The organism is Halomonas sp. BM-2019 (assembly GCF_017584085.1).
In genome coordinates this window covers 4,061,036-4,075,607 of the sequence record NZ_CP071922.1, presented here as the reverse complement: position 1 = coordinate 4,075,607, position 14,572 = coordinate 4,061,036, and the positions used below count along the sequence as shown (strand labels likewise).

Genomic DNA, 14,572 nt, shown 5'->3' with positions numbered 1-14,572 from the left:
AGCCGCTGACTTTGGAGACAGATCGATGAAAGTTCGAGCTTCCGTAAAGAAAATGTGCCGCAACTGCAAGATCATTCGTCGCAATGGCGCCGTGCGTGTCATCTGCAGCGAACCGCGGCACAAGCAGCGCCAGGGCTGATTCCCTGGCACTGTGATGGACCGGCGTCGGCATGCCCCTTGCCCTCGAGAGGGTAAAGGGGTATGCTGTTGCGCCTTTTGTTGTTGACCCAACGAGCAAGCCGCTCAACGAAAACCGGAGGGCTCCGGTTTTTCGCAAATTTCGGAGTAAGCTGATGGCCCGTATAGCAGGCGTCAATATCCCGGACAACAAGCATGCGGCGATCTCGCTGACCTATATCTTCGGGATTGGCCGCACTCGTGCACAGGAAGTCTGTGCCGCGTCCGGCATCGCGCCGACCACCAAGATCCAGGACCTGTCCTCTGAAGAGCTGGACACCCTGCGTGCCGAGGTCGGCAAGTACACCGTAGAAGGTGACCTTCGTCGTGATGTGACGCTGAACATCAAGCGTCTCATGGACCTGGGTTGCTACCGTGGTCTGCGTCATCGTCGTGGTCTTCCGCTGCGTGGTCAGCGTACCAAGACCAATGCGCGTACCCGCAAGGGCCCGCGCAAGCCGATCCGCAAATAACACGCACGTTCTGGCGTAAAGACAGGAAGAAACATCAACATGGCTAACCCGCGTAGCAACCGTAAAAAGGTTAAAAAGCAGGTGGTGGATGCCGTTGCGCATATCCACGCCTCTTTTAACAACACGATCATTACGATCACAGACCGCCAGGGCAACGCGCTCTCCTGGGCGACTGCCGGTGGTTCGGGTTTTCGTGGTTCTCGCAAGAGCACCCCGTTCGCTGCTCAAGTGGCAAGCGAGCGTGCAGCGACTGCTGCAGCCGAGTATGGTGTGAAAAACGTCGACGTGCTGGTCAAGGGCCCCGGTCCGGGCCGTGAATCCGCCGTGCGCGCGCTCAACGCCGCCGGCTTCCGCGTGCAGAGCATCACCGACGCGACGCCCATTCCCCACAATGGCTGCCGTCCGCCGAAGAAACGCCGCGTTTAAGGAGACAGATTCATGGCTCGTTATATTGGACCGAAGTGCAAACTGTCTCGTCGTGAGGGGACCGACCTCTTTCTGAAGAGCGGTGTCACTCCCTTCGAGAAGAAGTGCAAATCCGAGCAGATTCCGGGTGTGCACGGCCAGCGCCGTCAGCGTCTTTCCGAATACGGCTTGCAGCTTCGCGAGAAGCAGAAAGTACGTCGCATGTACGGCGTGCTCGAGAAGCAGTTCCGCAACTACTACAAGGAAGCGGCCCGTCTCAAGGGCGCGACCGGTGAAGTGCTGCTGCAGCTTCTCGAATCCCGACTGGACAACGTCGTCTACCGCATGGGCTACGGCTCGACTCGCTCCGAGGCGCGCCAGCTGGTCAGCCACAAGGCGATCGCCGTGAACGGCAAGACCGTCAACGTGGCCTCCTACCAGGTCAAGCCCGGTGATGTCGTCTCCGTTCGCGAGAAGGCGAAGAACCAGGCACGCATCCAGAGTGCCCTGTCCCTGGCCGCCAACCGCGGCGATGTGGGCTGGATCGAGGTCGATGCCAAGAAGATGGAAGGTACCTTCAAGGCGCTGCCCGAGCGCGGCGACCTGACGGCTGACATCAACGAGGCACTGATCGTCGAGCTGTACTCCAAGTAAGCGCTGTCGAGCGCTCGACCCCCTCGCCGGGGGTCGGCACCGAGTACCGAGTATCCGTTTGGCAGCCTGAAAGGTGTTCATATGCAGCGTTCAGTGACCGAGTTTCTTCGTCCGCGCGACATCAAGGTCGAAGAGATCAGCGCACATCACGCGAAGATCGTGCTCGAGCCCTTCGAGCGTGGCTTCGGCCACACTCTGGGCAACGCACTGCGTCGTATCCTGCTCTCGTCCATGCCCGGCTGTGCCGTGGTGGAGGCCGAGATCAGCGGCGTCGATCACGAGTACAGCGCGATCGAAGGCGTCCAGGAAGATGTCATCGAAATCCTCCTGAACCTCAAGGACGTGGCGATCAAGATGCACAGCCGCGACGAGGCGATGCTCTCGCTGAACAAGCAGGGCCCGGCCGTCGTGACCGCCAGTGACATCGCCCTCGACCACGACGTCGAGCTCGTCAATCCCGATCACGTCATCGCCCACGTCAACGAGGGTGCCGAGCTCAAGATGCAGCTCAAGGTGGCGCGCGGCCGCGGCTATGAGCCGGCGGATGCCCGTCTCGGCGCCGACGACGAGTCTCGTGCCATCGGCCGTCTGCAGCTGGATGCGACCTTCAGCCCCGTGCGTCGGGTTTCCTACAGCGTCGAGGCCGCGCGTGTTGAACAGCGCACCGACCTCGACAAGCTGATCATCAACCTGGAAACCGACGGCACCCTGGATCCGGAAGAGGCGATCCGTCGCAGCGCGACCATCCTGCAGGAGCAGCTGGGCGCGTTCGTCGACCTGGAAGCCGACAAGGAACAGGAAGTGGAGGAGGAAGAGGATCATATCGATCCGATCCTGCTGCGCCCCGTAGACGATCTCGAGTTGACCGTTCGCAGCGCCAACTGCCTGAAGGCCGAGAACATCTACTACATCGGGGATCTGATCCAGCGCACCGAGGTGGAGCTGCTGAAGACCCCGAACCTCGGCAAGAAGTCCCTGAACGAGATCAAGGACGTTCTGGCAGCACGCGGTCTTTCCCTGGGCATGCGGCTGGAAAACTGGCCGCCGGCTAGCCTGAAGGACGACAAGGCCTCCGCGTGAGCGCCGACTCGAGTCCCAGTTTGGTAAGGAATCACAACCATGCGTCATCGTAAGAGTGGTCGTCATCTGAATCGGACCAGCTCGCATCGCCAGGCCATGTTCAAGAACATGAGCGTGTCGCTGATCGAGCACGAGGTCATCAAAACAACCCTGCCCAAGGCCAAGGAGCTGCGTCGCGTCATCGAGCCGCTGATCACCCTGGCCAAGCAGGACAGCGTCGCCAATCGTCGTCTGGCTTTCGCCCGCACCCGCTCGAAGGAAGCGGTCGGCAAGCTGTTCAACGAGCTGGGCCCGCGTTACGTCGAGCGTCCGGGCGGCTACGTCCGGATCCTCAAGTGCGGCTTCCGCACCGGCGACAACGCCCCCATGGCCTATGTCGAGCTCGTCGATCGTCCGGTCGTCGAGGCCGAGGAAGCCGACGCCGAGGAGTGATCCTCGACCGGCCTTCCGGCAACGGCACGCCAAACCGGCCCCTCTCGAGGGGCCGGTTTTTTTCGGCGCCGGAACCAGCCTGTAGGAGCCGAATTTATTCGGCGATGGCGGATGCCGTATCGCGCGATAAATCGCGCTCCTACGAGGTCGCGGCTTCCGCTTGGGCTGTGGTGGAGCGGGCCCGCTCCAGCAGCGGCTTGAGGAAGCGTCCGGTGTGGGAGGCTTCCAGCTTGGCCACCTGCTCGGGCGTGCCCTCGGCGATGATGCGCCCGCCGCCGGAGCCGCCCTCGGGACCGAGGTCGATGAGCCAGTCGGCGGTCTTGATCACGTCCAGGTTGTGCTCGATCACCACGATGGTGTTGCCGTGGTCGCGCAGGCGGTGGAGCACGGTGAGCAGCTGGCGGATGTCCTCGAAGTGCAGGCCGGTGGTGGGTTCGTCGAGGATGTAGAGGGTCTTGCCGGTGTCGCGCTTGGCCAGCTCCCGGGCCAGCTTGACCCGCTGCGCCTCGCCGCCTGAGAGGGTGGTGGCGCTCTGGCCCAGGCGGATGTAGGAGAGCCCCACGTCGAGCAGGGTCTGCAGGCGGCGGGCTATGGCCGGCACCGGCGAGAAGAACTCGAGGGCCTCCTCCACGGTCATCCCCAGCACCTCGTCGATGGTCTTGCCCTTGTACTGGACCTCCAGGGTCTCGCGGTTGTAGCGCTTGCCCTTGCAGACGTCACAGGGCACGTAGATGTCCGGCAGGAAGTGCATCTCCACCTTGATCATGCCCTCGCCCTGGCACGCCTCGCAGCGCCCGCCCTTGACGTTGAAGGAGAAGCGCCCGGGCTTGTAGCCCCGCGAGCGCGCCTCCTGGGTGCCGGCGAAGAGCTCGCGGATCGGCGTGAAGATGCCGGTGTAGGTGGCCGGGTTGGAGCGCGGGGTGCGGCCGATGGGGCTCTGGTCGATGTCGATCACCTTGTCGAGCTGCTCGAGCCCCTCGATGCGCTCATGGGGCCCCGGGGTCAGCGAGGTGGCATGGTTAAGCTCCCGGGCGGCGATGGGCATCAGGGTGGCGTTGATCAGCGTCGACTTGCCGGAACCGGAGACGCCGGTGACGCAGATGAAGAGCCCCAGCGGCAGTTCGAGGGTCACGTCCTGGAGGTTGTTCCCGCTCGCCCCCACCAGCCGCAGCACCTTCTCCGGGTTGCCGGGGATGCGCCAGGGCGGCACCTCGATGCGCCGGGTGCCGGCCAGGTACTGGCCGGTGAGCGACTCCGGGGTCGCCATCACCGCCTCGGGCGTGCCCTGGGCCACGATGCGCCCGCCATGCACGCCGGCGCCGGGGCCGATATCGAGCACGTGGTCGGCGGCGCGGATGGCGTCCTCGTCGTGCTCCACCACGATCACGGTGTTGCCCAGGTCGCGCAGGTGCTCCAGGGTCTTGAGCAGGCGGTCGTTGTCGCGCTGGTGCAGGCCGATCGAGGGCTCGTCGAGGATATACATGACGCCCACCAGGCCGGCGCCGATCTGGCTGGCCAGGCGGATGCGCTGGGCCTCGCCCCCGGAGAGGGTCTCGGCGCTACGCTCCAGGGTCAGGTAGTCGAGCCCCACGTTGACCAGGAACTCCAGGCGGGCGTGGATCTCGTTGATGATCTTGACGGCGATCTGGCCGCGGCGGCCCGGCAGTTCCAGCGCCTTGAAGTAGGCCCGGGCCTCGCCGATGGGCAGGTGCACCATCTGCGGCAGGGTCCGCTCGTCGATATAGACATGCCGCGACGCCTTGCGCAGCCGCGAGCCGTCGCAGCCGGGGCAGGGCTGCACGGCGATATAGCGGGCCAGCTCCTCGCGCACCAGGCTCGATTCGGTCTCGCGGTAGCGTCGCTGCAGGTTGGGTAGCACTCCCTCGAAGGGGTGATGGCGGGTCACCTTACGGCCCCGGTCGTTGACGTACTCGAAGGCGATCTCGTCGTGGCCGCTGCCGTGGAGGATCACCTCCCGCTCGTGGCGGGCGAGCGCCTGCCAGGGGGTCTCCAGGGTGAAGCGATAGTGGTCGGCCACCGCCTGCAGCTGATTGAAGTAGAAGACGCTGCGCCGGTCCCAGCCCTTGATCACCCCCTCTGCCAGGGAGAGCTCCGGGTGGCTGATCAGCTTCTCCGGATCGAACACCTGCTGCACGCCGAGGCCATCGCAGGTGGCGCAGGCGCCGGCCGGGTTGTTGAAGGAGAACATCCGCGGCTCGAGCTCGGCGATGGAGTAGCCGCACTGGGGGCAGGCGAAGCGCGCCGAGAAGGCGAGGTCGTCGCGCTCGCCCTCCATGAAGTGCACCATGGCGACCCCGTCGGCGAGGCCGAGTGCCGTCTCGAAGGACTCCGCCAGGCGCTGCTGGAGGCCGTCGCGCACCTTGATGCGGTCTACCACCACGCTGATGTCGTGCTTGCGGTTCTTGTCCAGGGGCGGCACCTCGTCGAGCTCCACCACCTGGCCGTCGACCAGGGCGCGCACGAAGCCCTGGGCGCGCAGCTCGGCGAGCAGCTGCAGGTGCTCGCCCTTGCGCCCCTTGACCACCGGGGCCAGCAGCATCAGCTTGCTGCCCTCGGGCAGGGCCAGCACCTGGTCGACCATCTGGGAGACGGTCTGGGCCTCCAGGTCCTCGCCGTGCTCCGGGCAGCGGGGGGTGCCGGCCCGGGCGAAGAGCAGGCGCAGGTAGTCGTAGATCTCGGTGATGGTGCCGACCGTGGAGCGGGGGTTGTGGGAGGTGGATTTCTGCTCGATGGAGATCGCCGGGGAGAGCCCCTCGATATGGTCGACGTCGGGCTTCTCCATCATCGACAGGAACTGCCGGGCGTAGGTGGAGAGTGACTCCACGTAGCGGCGCTGCCCCTCGGCGTAGAGGGTGTCGAAGGCCAGCGACGACTTGCCGGAGCCGGAGAGCCCGGTGACCACGATCAGCCGGTCGCGGGGCAGTTCGACGTCGATATCCTTCAGGTTGTGGGTGCGGGCACCCCTGACCAGAATCCTGTCCATTCCCACCTCGGGCGCGCGACAAAAGGTCGATTATACGGGTCCGCTCCCGGCGGCGGCAAAGCGACGCCGGGAGGCGGCTTTCCCTGGGTGGTGGCGAGCCGCTAGAATATGCGATCCACCCAAGGGTGCGTCGCGCCCGACCATGGAATGCCATCATCCCTATGCGAAAGGTCCAAGGACTGCTTCTCGCCAGCGAGCGACGCGCTATCACCGGCCTGGCCGGGCTCTATGCCACGCGCATGCTGGGCCTGTTCATGGTACTGCCGGTGCTCGCGCTCTATGCCGATGAGCTGGTCGGCTCGACACCGCTGCTGGTGGGCCTGGCACTGGGCGTCTATGGCCTCACCCAGGCGGTGCTGCAGATCCCCTTCGGGGTGCTCTCCGACCGCCTCGGTCGCAAGCCAGTGATCGCCGGCGGCCTCCTGCTGTTCCTGCTCGGCAGCGTGGTCGCCGCCCAGGCCGAGTCCATCGGCGGGGTGATCCTCGGCCGCTGTCTGCAGGGCAGCGGGGCGGTGGCCGCCGCCATCATGGCGCTGCTGGCCGACCAGACCCGCGAGCAGGTGCGCACCGCGGCCATGGCCACCATCGGGCTCTCAATCGGCGTGGCCTTCGCCCTGGCCATGGTGCTGGGCCCCTGGCTGGCCGCCGCCTTCGGGCTCTCCGCGGTGTTCTGGTTCACCGCCCTGCTCGCCGCCGCCGGCCTCGTGGTGCTGTGGAAGCTGGTGCCGCCGGCGCCGCGCCGCCTGCAGCACCGTGACGTGGGCATCCACCGCGCCCAGCTCGGCACGGCCCTGGGGCGCCGCGACCTGCTGCGCCTGGATCTCTCCATCTTCGCCCTGCACCTGATCCTGATGGCGATCTTCGTCGCCGTGCCCTTCCGGCTGGTGGAGGCGGGCATCGCACCCGAGCGTCACGGGGTCACCTACCTGGGGGTCATGCTGCTGGCCTTCGCCGGCATGGTGCCGCTGGTGATCCTGGCCGAGAAGCGCCGCCAGATGAAGGCGATGTGCCTGCTGGCCATCGGCGCCATCACCCTGAGCCTGGGCGGGCTCGCCGGCAGCCTCGGCCTGTGGGCCCTGTTCGGCTGGCTGCTGCTGTTCTTCATCGCCTTCAATCTGCTCGAGGCGACCCTGCCCTCGATGCTCAGCAAGCTGGCGCCGGCCGGCGCCAAGGGCACCGCCATGGGGGTCTACTCCACCAGCCAGTTCCTCGGCGCCTTCCTGGGCGGCGTGCTGGGTGGTTTCCTGGCTCAGCAGTGGGGGCTGGCCGCGGTCTTCGTCGGCTGCGCCCTGCTGGGGCTTGCGTGGTTGGCGCTGATGGTCGGCATGGCCCCGCCGCGGCACCTGGTCAGCGAGGTGGTGGCGCTGGATGACGGGCACCACGAGGATGCCCTGGAGACCCTGATGGAGAAGTTCGCCGAGGTGGCCGGGGTCGAGGAGGTCCTGGTGGTGCCCGAGGAGCGGCTGGCCTACCTCAAGGTGGATCGGCAGCGTCTCGATCAGGACGCCCTGACGCGGGTGATCGAGGCGCGCCGGTCTAAAACCGACAAGGACCGCGCCTGAGGTGCGGTTAGCAACGCGGCGCGCGATGCGCCATCCTGCAGGTTCCCCTGCAGCCCTATGCATACACGACAGCAAGGAGTCCCTCATGGCCCGTGGCGTCAACAAGGTCATCCTCATCGGCAATCTCGGCCAGGATCCCGAGGTGCGCTTCATGCCCTCCGGCGCCCCGGTGGCCAACCTGCGGCTGGCCACCACCGACACCTGGATGGACCGCCAGAGCGGCCAGCGCCAGGAGCGCACCGAGTGGCACACGCTGGTGATGTTCAACAAGCTGGCTGAGATCGCCCAGCAGTACCTCAAGAAGGGGTCGCGCATCTACGTCGAAGGCCGCCTTCAGACCCGCAAGTGGCAGGGCCAGGACGGCCAGGATCGATACAGCACCGAGATCGTGGTCAACGACATGCAGATGCTCGACTCTCGCGGCGGCGGCGGCGATTTCCAGGGCGGCGGCGCCCCCCAGGGCGGCAACCTGCCTTCCCAGGGTGGCGGCTACGGCGGTCAGCCCCAGGGCGGCTACGGAAACGCCCCCCAGCAGGGTGGTGGCTATGGTGGGGGGGCGCCTCAGCAGGGCGGCAGCTTCGGCGGGGGGCAACCCCAGCGGCCCGCCCAGCCCGCGCAGCGTCCCGCTCCGCCCCAGCAGGGTGGCCAACAGCAGGGCAACCAGCAAGGGAACTACGGGGCTCCGGATCCGGGCAGCTTCGATGACTTCGACGACGAGATCCCGTTCTAAGGGGCATGGCCGCACTGGCCGGGCAAGAGGGAGAGTGCGAGTGAAGCTGCTGATACTGGATGCGGGCCACTGCCTGAGCCTGGCGCTGGCGCGGGAAGCCAACCGGCGCACCGACACCGAGCTGGTGATCGACGAAAACCTCTCCATCAGTGCCGAGCGGCTCGCCGAGGTGGCGCCCGATGCGCTGGTGATCCCGCCGCTGTCGCGGCCGATCCGCGCCGCCCCGGCGGCGGTCACTGCCTACGCCGAGGCGGTGGAGCGCTGCATGGAGGCGTGCCGAGAGGCCGATGTGCCCCTGGTATGGTGCGTCTCCGACCAGCTCTATGAGGACGGGTTCGCCGAGCCCATCGACGAGCATGTGATCCCGCGGCCCCGAGACGAGAGCCTGCGTCGGCTGGTGATTACCGGCGATCGCATCCGCGCCGAGTACCCGCGGCACCTGATCGTTCGCCTGGGGCCGCTGTTCGCCCTGGAGGGCAGCCACGCCTGGCTGGGCGAGCTGGTCGATGCCCTGGTCGCGGGGCAGGAGGTGCGCGGCGAGGCCGATGTGACCTGCTGCCCTACCTCGGCCGACGCCGTGGCCATGGCGCTGATCGGCATGCTGCAGCAGCAGCACTGCGGCGCCGAGGCCTGGGGCAGCTACCATCTGGCCGGCGCCGAGCCGATCAGCGTCTACACCTTCGTCTCCATGGTGCGCACCCAGCTGGCCACCCGCCTCGAGGGTCGTGGCGAGAGGGTGGCGCTCGGCGAGGTGAAGGCGCTGCATCACCACCATGATCATCCGCTGCGCCGGGTCCTCAACTGCCGGCGCGTGCTGGAGGCGTTCGGCGTGCACCAGAAGCCCTGGCGGCTGGAGGTCGGGCGGATGCTCGACGCCTGGTGCCAGGCCAACCGCCGCTGCCAGGAGGCGCCCGGAGAGTCGCCGTCGCCATGAACATGCTGCGCAGCCTGCTCTTCTACGTCGGCTATTTCCTGGCCATGCTGGTCTGTGGCGTGCTCTTCCTGCCGGTGGCACCGCTGCTGCCGCTGCGCGGCCGCTACCGCCTGCTCAACCTCTACAATCATCTGATCACCGCCTGGTTCCGCTGGGCCTGCGGGGTGCGCTATGAGGTCGGGGGGCGCGAGCACCTGCCCGATGGGCCCTGCGTGATCCTGGCCAATCATCAGTGCGAGTGGGAAACTCTCTACCTGCAGATCCTTAAGCCGCCGGTCTGTACCGTCCTCAAGCAGGAGCTGCTCAGGCTGCCGCTGTTCGGCTGGGGGCTGCGCCTGTTGCACCCCATCGCCCTGGATCGCTCGCGGCCGGCAAGGGCCATGAAACAGGTGCTGACCCAGGGCAAGCAGCGCCTGGAGGAGGGGCTCTCGGTGCTGATTTTTCCGGAAGGGACTCGGGTCGCGCCGGGTCATCGCAAGCGCTACAACAAGAGCGGGACGGTGATCGCCTGCCGTGCCGGGGTGCCGGTGGTGCCGGTGGCCCACAACGCCGGCGAGCGCTGGCCGGGGCGCCACTGGGTCAAGAACCCGGGGCGGTTGTCGCTGGTGGTGGGCGAGCCCATCGCCACCGAAGGGCGCTCGCCGGAGGAGGTGCTGGCCGAGGCGGAGGCCTGGATCGAGGCGCGCCTGGGCGAGATCTCCGAGGTGCCGCGGCCGGCCCCGGCCAGGGCCGAGGAGACCGCCTGAGGCTCAGTCCCCGGCGGCGCCCGGCCGCCGCAACGAGAACGGCGCCCCGCGGGGCGCCGTTCTCGTTGCGATAAGCCGTTGGGCTCAATCCCGATACTTCTCCAGCACCAGGCAGGCGTTGGTGCCGCCGAAGCCGAAGCTGTTGGAGAGCACCCGCTCCACCGTCACGCCGTCGCGGCGCTGGGTGACGATGTCGAAGCCGTCGGCCTGCTCGTCTAGGCTCTCGACGTTGGCGGAGGCGGCGATGAAGTCGTTCTCCATCATCAGCAGCGAGTAGATCGCCTCCTGCACGCCGGTGGCCCCCAGGGAGTGGCCCGTGAGCGACTTGGTGGAGCTCATGGCCGGGGTGCTGTCGCCGAACACCTCGCGGATCGCCTTGAGCTCGGCGACGTCGCCCACCGGCGTGGAGGTGCCGTGGGTGTTGATGTAGTCGATGGGGCCATCGACGGTGGCCAGTGCCTGGCGCATGCAGCGCACTGCGCCCTCGCCGGAGGGGGCGACCATATCGTGGCCGTCCGACGTGGCCCCGTAGCCGACCACTTCCGCGTAGATCCTCGCGCCGCGGGCCTTGGCATGCTCCAGCTCCTCGAGCACCAGCATGCCGCCGCCGCCGGCGATGACGAAGCCGTCGCGGGCCTGGTCATAGGGCCGCGAGGCCTTGTCGGGGGTGGCGTTGTACTGGGTGGAGAGGGCGCCCATGGCGTCGAACAGGCAGGAGAGAGTCCAGTGCTCCTCCTCGCCGCCGCCGGCGAACACCACGTCCTGCTTGCCCATCTGGATCTGTTCCATGGCATTGCCGATGCAGTGGGCGGAGGTGGCGCAGGCCGAGGAGATCGAGTAGTTGACCCCCTTGATCTTGAACGGCGTCGCCAGGCAGGCGGAAACGGTACTGCCCATGGTGCGGGTGACCCGGTAGGGCCCCACGCGGCGCAGCCCCTTCTCGCGCATCACATCGGCGGCCTCGACCTGGTTGGCGCTGGAGGCGCCGCCGGAGCCGGCGATCAGGCCGGTGCGCTCGCTGGAGACCATCTCCGCGGTCAGCCCCGCGTCCTCGATGGCCTGGGCCATGGAGACATAGGCGTAGGCCGCGGCGTCGCCCATGAAGCGGCGCAGCTTGCGGTCTACCAGCGCATCCAGGTCGATATCGACCACGCCTGCCACCTGGCTGCGGAAGCCGCGTTCGGCGTACTCCTCCTTGAAGCGAATGCCGGAGCGCCCAGCCTGGAGCGCCTCGAGAACCTGCTGTTGGTCGTTGCCCAGGCAGGACACGATGCCCAGGCCGGTGACTACCACTCGTCGCATGGAAGCCTCCTGTTTCAGAAGTTCGCGGTGGAGGTGAACAGGCCGACGCGCAGGTCGGTGGCCTGGTAGATGTCGCGGCCATCGACCGACACGGTGCCGTCGGCGATGCCGAGAATCAGGCGCCGGGTGATGATGCGCTTGATGTCGATCTTGTAGGTGACCTTGCTGGCGTCGGGCAGGATCTGACCGGTGAACTTCACCTCGCCACAGCCCAGGGCGCGGCCACGGCCCGGATGGCCGAGCCAGCCCAGGTAAAAGCCGACCAGCTGCCACATGGCATCCAGCCCCAGGCAGCCGGGCATCACCGGGTCGCCGGGGAAGTGGCAGTCGAAGAACCACAGCTCGGGGTGGATATCGAGCTCGGCGACCAGCTCGCCCTTGCCGTTATCCCCGCCATCCTCATAGATGCGGGTGATGCGGTCGAGCATCAGCATGTTGGGAGCCGGCAGCTGGGCGTTGCCGGGGCCGAACAGCTCGCCGCGGGAGCAGGCCAGCAGTTCTTCGCGATCAAAGGAGTGTTGCTTGGTCACTGAGTCATTCCGAAGGTCGAAGTTGTTGTGCGCGGCAGGCGATGCGCTGCCGCCACGCGACTGCGCCTTAGTCTACTGTCCGCGCAGTGGGAATGCACGCCAGGGAGGATCGCCGGTTGCCGGCGGAGCCTCAGAGCGCGCCGATCTGGGGGGCAGGGCGGGCGCCGGGCTTGGCCAGCAGCAGGTGGCAGGTACCGATGGTGCGCTCCAGGAAGCCCCCCTCGCAGTAGCAGAGATAGTAGCGCCACATGCGGACGAAGCGCTCGTCATAGCCAAGCTTGCGCACCCGCTCCAGGTTGGCCTCGAAGCGGTGGCGCCACTCGCGCAGGGTGCGCGCGTAGTGCAGTCCGATCTCGTCCAGGGCCAGCACGTTCAGGGAGGTGCGCCGGGCCAGGCCGTCGAGGATGGCGCGGTGGGAGGGCAGGAAACCACCCGGGAAGATGTAGCGCTTGATGAAGTCCATCTCGCCCTTGGCCGCCTCGAATCGTTGGTCGCGAATGGTGATCGCCTGCAGCATGGCCAGGCCGTCGTCGGCGAGCAGGCGGTCCAGGGTGGCCAGGTAGGTATCCAGGTACTGGTGGCCCACCGCCTCCACCATCTCCACCGAGATCAGCCGCTCGTAGCGACCCTCGAGCTCCCGGTAGTCCTGCTTGAGCAGGGTGATGCGATCGGAGAGTCCCTCCTCTTCGATGCGCCTGGCGGTGTAGGCGTGTTGCTCCGCGGAGAGGGTGGTGGTCGTGACCCGGCAGCCGCGGGTCCTGGCCGCGTGGATGGCCAGCCCGCCCCACCCGGTGCCGATCTCCAGCAGGTGGTGCTCGGGGCGCACATCGAGGCGGTCCAGCATCAGGTCCAGCTTGAAGGTGGAGGCCTCCTCGAGGCTCGCCTCCGGATAGGGAAAGACGGCGCTGGAGTACATCCGGTGCTGTTCGTCGAGGAAAGTGGTGAACAGCGCGTTGCCGATATCGTAGTGGGCGGCGATGTTGCGCCGCGAGCCCTTGAGGCTGTTGCGCTGCAGGCGATAGAGGGCGGCCAGTAGCCAGCGCCCCGCGCGGGCGGTGCCGTTCTCCATCTCGCCGTTGACCCGCTCCAGGTTGGCGGCGAGTAGTCGTACCAGGGCCACCAGGTCGTCGGCGTCCCAGTCGCCGTCCATGTAGGCCTCGGCGGCGCCCACGGTGCCGCCCAGCGCCAGGCGCTTCCAGGCGCGGCTGTCGCGCACCACCAGGGTGACGTGGAGCGCTCCCCCCTGGCCCAGGCGGTGGCGACGATGCCCCTCGATCAGCGTTACCTGGCCGCCCTCCAGGCGATCGAGCTGATCGAGTAGCCGGGGGCGCAGCCAGCGCGTCAGGCGGTCGGTCTCCTCCAGCTGGAGGCGGGAGGGACTGGCAGAGCGAAGGGTGTTCACGACGAACTCTCCTCACGGGGGGATGGGTCGGGTCCGGGGTGGTCATGGATCGGCACGCGCTTGAGCCACAGGCGCAGCGCCTCGACGTGGATGCCGGCGAGGGTCTTGAGGCTCATCCAGGGCTGGCGTGCCAGGGTGCCGAGCAGCACGCCGCGGGTCGCCGGCCGGGCCGCCAGCGTCAGGGTGGCGTCGAAGTGGCGTGTGTCGCCCTGCCAGGCCTCCATGTGCATCAGCAGCCGCTCTTCCGGGGTGTTGAAGCGCCAGCGGTAGGTCATGTCCATGGGGTTGAAGGGCGAGACGTGCATCGCCTTGGCAAACTCGGCGGCATGGCTCTGGCGCCGCGGGTCCACGGCACAGGCGTAGCGGGCGCGTTCGCCCCAGGGCACGTTGCTCACCTCGCCGAGCACGGCACACAGCCGATCCTCTGCATCGAAGGCGTAGTAGAGCGAGATCGGGTTGAAGCCGACGCCCAGCAGGCGCAGCTGGGTCAGCAGGCAGATACGCCCCTCCGGGGCCCAGCCGAGCTGGCGCTCGAGCTCCTCGCGCACTGCCTGCTTCAGCGGCCGGTCGTGGGGGGGCAGATCGTCATGGAGGTCGTCCTTGAGATAGTCCTCGCGCCGGAAGCGCGCCAGGGCGCGGCGCCGGGCGCTGAAGCCGGGCACGCCGTCGAATAGCGCAGGCAGCTCGTCCAGGTCGAGCCAGGCCATCCACACCCGGTAGGTAAAGGCGTGGGCACGCGGCAGGAAGCGCCGGTGGCGCAGGGTGCCGCGATAGACGCGGGAGCGGGGCGAGGGGCTCATGCCGCGGTGCCCGCCAGGGCCTCGGGCGCCCAGCCGGTCTCGCCCGGGCGGGGCCCTTCCTCGTCACAGCCCAGGCCACGCGCCACCCGCAGCGCGCTCCAGGCGCCGTCCTCGTGGAAGCCATTGCGCCAGTAGGCGCCACAGTAGTGGGTGCGGTGATCGGAGCCGGAGATCTCGGCGTGGCGGGCCTTGGCCGCCTCGCCGGCCAGGGTGAACTGGGGGTGGGCGTAGGTGAAGCGCCCCAGCACCTTGTCCGGGGCGATAGCCGCGCCGTCGTTGAGGGTCACGCAGAAGGTATGGGGCGCCTCCAGGCGCTGGAGGATATTCATGGCGTAGGTTAC

The 14,572-nt window shown here is 67.5% G+C and carries 15 protein-coding genes and 1 pseudogene; 10 read left to right on the top strand and 6 right to left on the bottom strand.

The window, feature by feature from the left end; genetic code table 11:
- Positions 1-25: 25 nt before the first annotated feature.
- The 6 genes from rpmJ (at position 26) to rplQ (ending at position 3,221) form a co-directional block, all read left to right on the top strand.
- Positions 26-139 (top strand): 50S ribosomal protein L36, encoded by a 114-nt coding sequence (rpmJ, locus tag J5F18_RS20205; protein ID WP_008959154.1) that lies wholly within the window; start codon positions 26-28, stop codon positions 137-139.
- 154 nt (positions 140-293) lie between these two features.
- Complete coding sequence (gene rpsM, locus J5F18_RS20200) at positions 294-650, top strand: 30S ribosomal protein S13 (protein ID WP_346300285.1); 357 nt, start codon at positions 294-296, stop codon at positions 648-650.
- Positions 651-689: 39 nt separating this feature from the next.
- The gene (rpsK, locus tag J5F18_RS20195; RefSeq protein WP_013331014.1) at positions 690-1,076 is read left to right on the top strand and encodes a 30S ribosomal protein S11; all 387 of its coding nucleotides are present in this window, start codon (positions 690-692) and stop codon (positions 1,074-1,076) included.
- A 12-nt stretch (positions 1,077-1,088) separates the two neighbouring features.
- Complete coding sequence (gene rpsD, locus J5F18_RS20190) at positions 1,089-1,709, top strand: 30S ribosomal protein S4 (RefSeq protein ID WP_346300284.1); 621 nt, start codon at positions 1,089-1,091, stop codon at positions 1,707-1,709.
- Between the two features lie 81 nt (positions 1,710-1,790).
- On the top strand, positions 1,791-2,789 hold the full coding sequence (gene rpoA, locus J5F18_RS20185) for a DNA-directed RNA polymerase subunit alpha (protein WP_346300283.1): 999 nt from the start codon (positions 1,791-1,793) through the stop codon (positions 2,787-2,789).
- Positions 2,790-2,828: 39 nt separating this feature from the next.
- The gene (rplQ, locus tag J5F18_RS20180) at positions 2,829-3,221 is read left to right on the top strand and encodes a 50S ribosomal protein L17 (RefSeq protein ID WP_346300282.1); all 393 of its coding nucleotides are present in this window, start codon (positions 2,829-2,831) and stop codon (positions 3,219-3,221) included.
- Between the two features lie 139 nt (positions 3,222-3,360).
- On the opposite strand, the gene uvrA is transcribed toward rplQ, so the two are convergent.
- Positions 3,361-6,225, bottom strand: coding sequence for an excinuclease ABC subunit UvrA (gene uvrA, locus J5F18_RS20175; protein ID WP_346300281.1), 2,865 nt, complete (start codon positions 6,223-6,225; stop codon positions 3,361-3,363).
- A 161-nt stretch (positions 6,226-6,386) separates the two neighbouring features.
- Between uvrA and J5F18_RS20170 the strand changes: the two genes are divergently transcribed.
- From J5F18_RS20170 to J5F18_RS20155, 4 genes are all read left to right on the top strand, one after another.
- A complete protein-coding gene (locus J5F18_RS20170; protein ID WP_346300280.1) occupies positions 6,387-7,787 on the top strand; it encodes an MFS transporter in 1,401 nt (466 codons plus the stop codon).
- Between the two features lie 85 nt (positions 7,788-7,872).
- Entirely contained in the window at positions 7,873-8,517 is a 645-nt protein-coding gene (gene ssb, locus J5F18_RS20165; protein WP_346300279.1) for a single-stranded DNA-binding protein, read from the top strand.
- A 40-nt stretch (positions 8,518-8,557) separates the two neighbouring features.
- A complete protein-coding gene (locus J5F18_RS20160) occupies positions 8,558-9,451 on the top strand; it encodes a sugar nucleotide-binding protein (RefSeq protein WP_346300278.1) in 894 nt (297 codons plus the stop codon).
- Positions 9,448-10,197: a lysophospholipid acyltransferase family protein gene (locus J5F18_RS20155; RefSeq protein ID WP_346300277.1), complete on the top strand. Its 750-nt coding sequence runs from the start codon at positions 9,448-9,450 to the stop codon at positions 10,195-10,197. Before J5F18_RS20160 ends, J5F18_RS20155 begins: the two co-directional genes overlap by 4 nt.
- An 84-nt stretch (positions 10,198-10,281) precedes the next feature.
- On the opposite strand, the gene fabB is transcribed toward J5F18_RS20155, so the two are convergent.
- The 5 genes and pseudogenes from fabB to J5F18_RS20130 all read right to left on the bottom strand — a co-directional run.
- A complete protein-coding gene (gene fabB / locus J5F18_RS20150) occupies positions 10,282-11,499 on the bottom strand; it encodes a beta-ketoacyl-ACP synthase I (RefSeq protein WP_346300276.1) in 1,218 nt (405 codons plus the stop codon).
- A gap of 14 nt (positions 11,500-11,513) precedes the next feature.
- Positions 11,514-12,029 (bottom strand): 3-hydroxyacyl-[acyl-carrier-protein] dehydratase FabA, encoded by a 516-nt coding sequence (gene fabA, locus J5F18_RS20145; RefSeq protein ID WP_346300275.1) that lies wholly within the window; start codon positions 12,027-12,029, stop codon positions 11,514-11,516.
- Between the two features lie 130 nt (positions 12,030-12,159).
- Complete coding sequence (locus J5F18_RS20140) at positions 12,160-13,431, bottom strand: cyclopropane-fatty-acyl-phospholipid synthase family protein (protein WP_346300274.1); 1,272 nt, start codon at positions 13,429-13,431, stop codon at positions 12,160-12,162.
- Entirely contained in the window at positions 13,428-14,231 is an 804-nt protein-coding gene (locus J5F18_RS20135) for a DUF1365 domain-containing protein (protein WP_346300273.1), read from the bottom strand. The genes J5F18_RS20140 and J5F18_RS20135 overlap by 4 nt, the downstream gene beginning before the upstream one ends.
- Positions 14,228-14,572: pseudogene (locus J5F18_RS20130) on the bottom strand (FAD-dependent oxidoreductase); the annotation flags it as partial. The gene J5F18_RS20135 and the pseudogene J5F18_RS20130, both read right to left, overlap by 4 nt.

Excerpts from the sequence above, each read along its gene's own strand:
- rpmJ (WP_008959154.1), top strand. The coding sequence starts at position 26 with ATGAAAGTTCGAGCTTCCGTAAAGAAAATGTGCCGCAACTGCAAGATC.
- uvrA (WP_346300281.1), bottom strand. The coding sequence starts at position 6,225 with ATGGACAGGATTCTGGTCAGGGGTGCCCGCACCCACAACCTGAAGGAT.
- fabB (WP_346300276.1), bottom strand. The coding sequence starts at position 11,499 with ATGCGACGAGTGGTAGTCACCGGCCTGGGCATCGTGTCCTGCCTGGGC.
- rpsD (WP_346300284.1), top strand. The coding sequence starts at position 1,089 with ATGGCTCGTTATATTGGACCGAAGTGCAAACTGTCTCGTCGTGAGGGG.
- J5F18_RS20170 (WP_346300280.1), top strand. The coding sequence starts at position 6,387 with ATGCGAAAGGTCCAAGGACTGCTTCTCGCCAGCGAGCGACGCGCTATC.
- rpsK (WP_013331014.1), top strand. The coding sequence starts at position 690 with ATGGCTAACCCGCGTAGCAACCGTAAAAAGGTTAAAAAGCAGGTGGTG.
- ssb (WP_346300279.1), top strand. The coding sequence starts at position 7,873 with ATGGCCCGTGGCGTCAACAAGGTCATCCTCATCGGCAATCTCGGCCAG.
- rpsM (WP_346300285.1), top strand. The coding sequence starts at position 294 with ATGGCCCGTATAGCAGGCGTCAATATCCCGGACAACAAGCATGCGGCG.
- J5F18_RS20135 (WP_346300273.1), bottom strand. The coding sequence starts at position 14,231 with ATGAGCCCCTCGCCCCGCTCCCGCGTCTATCGCGGCACCCTGCGCCAC.
- J5F18_RS20155 (WP_346300277.1), top strand. The coding sequence starts at position 9,448 with ATGAACATGCTGCGCAGCCTGCTCTTCTACGTCGGCTATTTCCTGGCC.
- rplQ (WP_346300282.1), top strand. The coding sequence starts at position 2,829 with ATGCGTCATCGTAAGAGTGGTCGTCATCTGAATCGGACCAGCTCGCAT.
- rpoA (WP_346300283.1), top strand. The coding sequence starts at position 1,791 with ATGCAGCGTTCAGTGACCGAGTTTCTTCGTCCGCGCGACATCAAGGTC.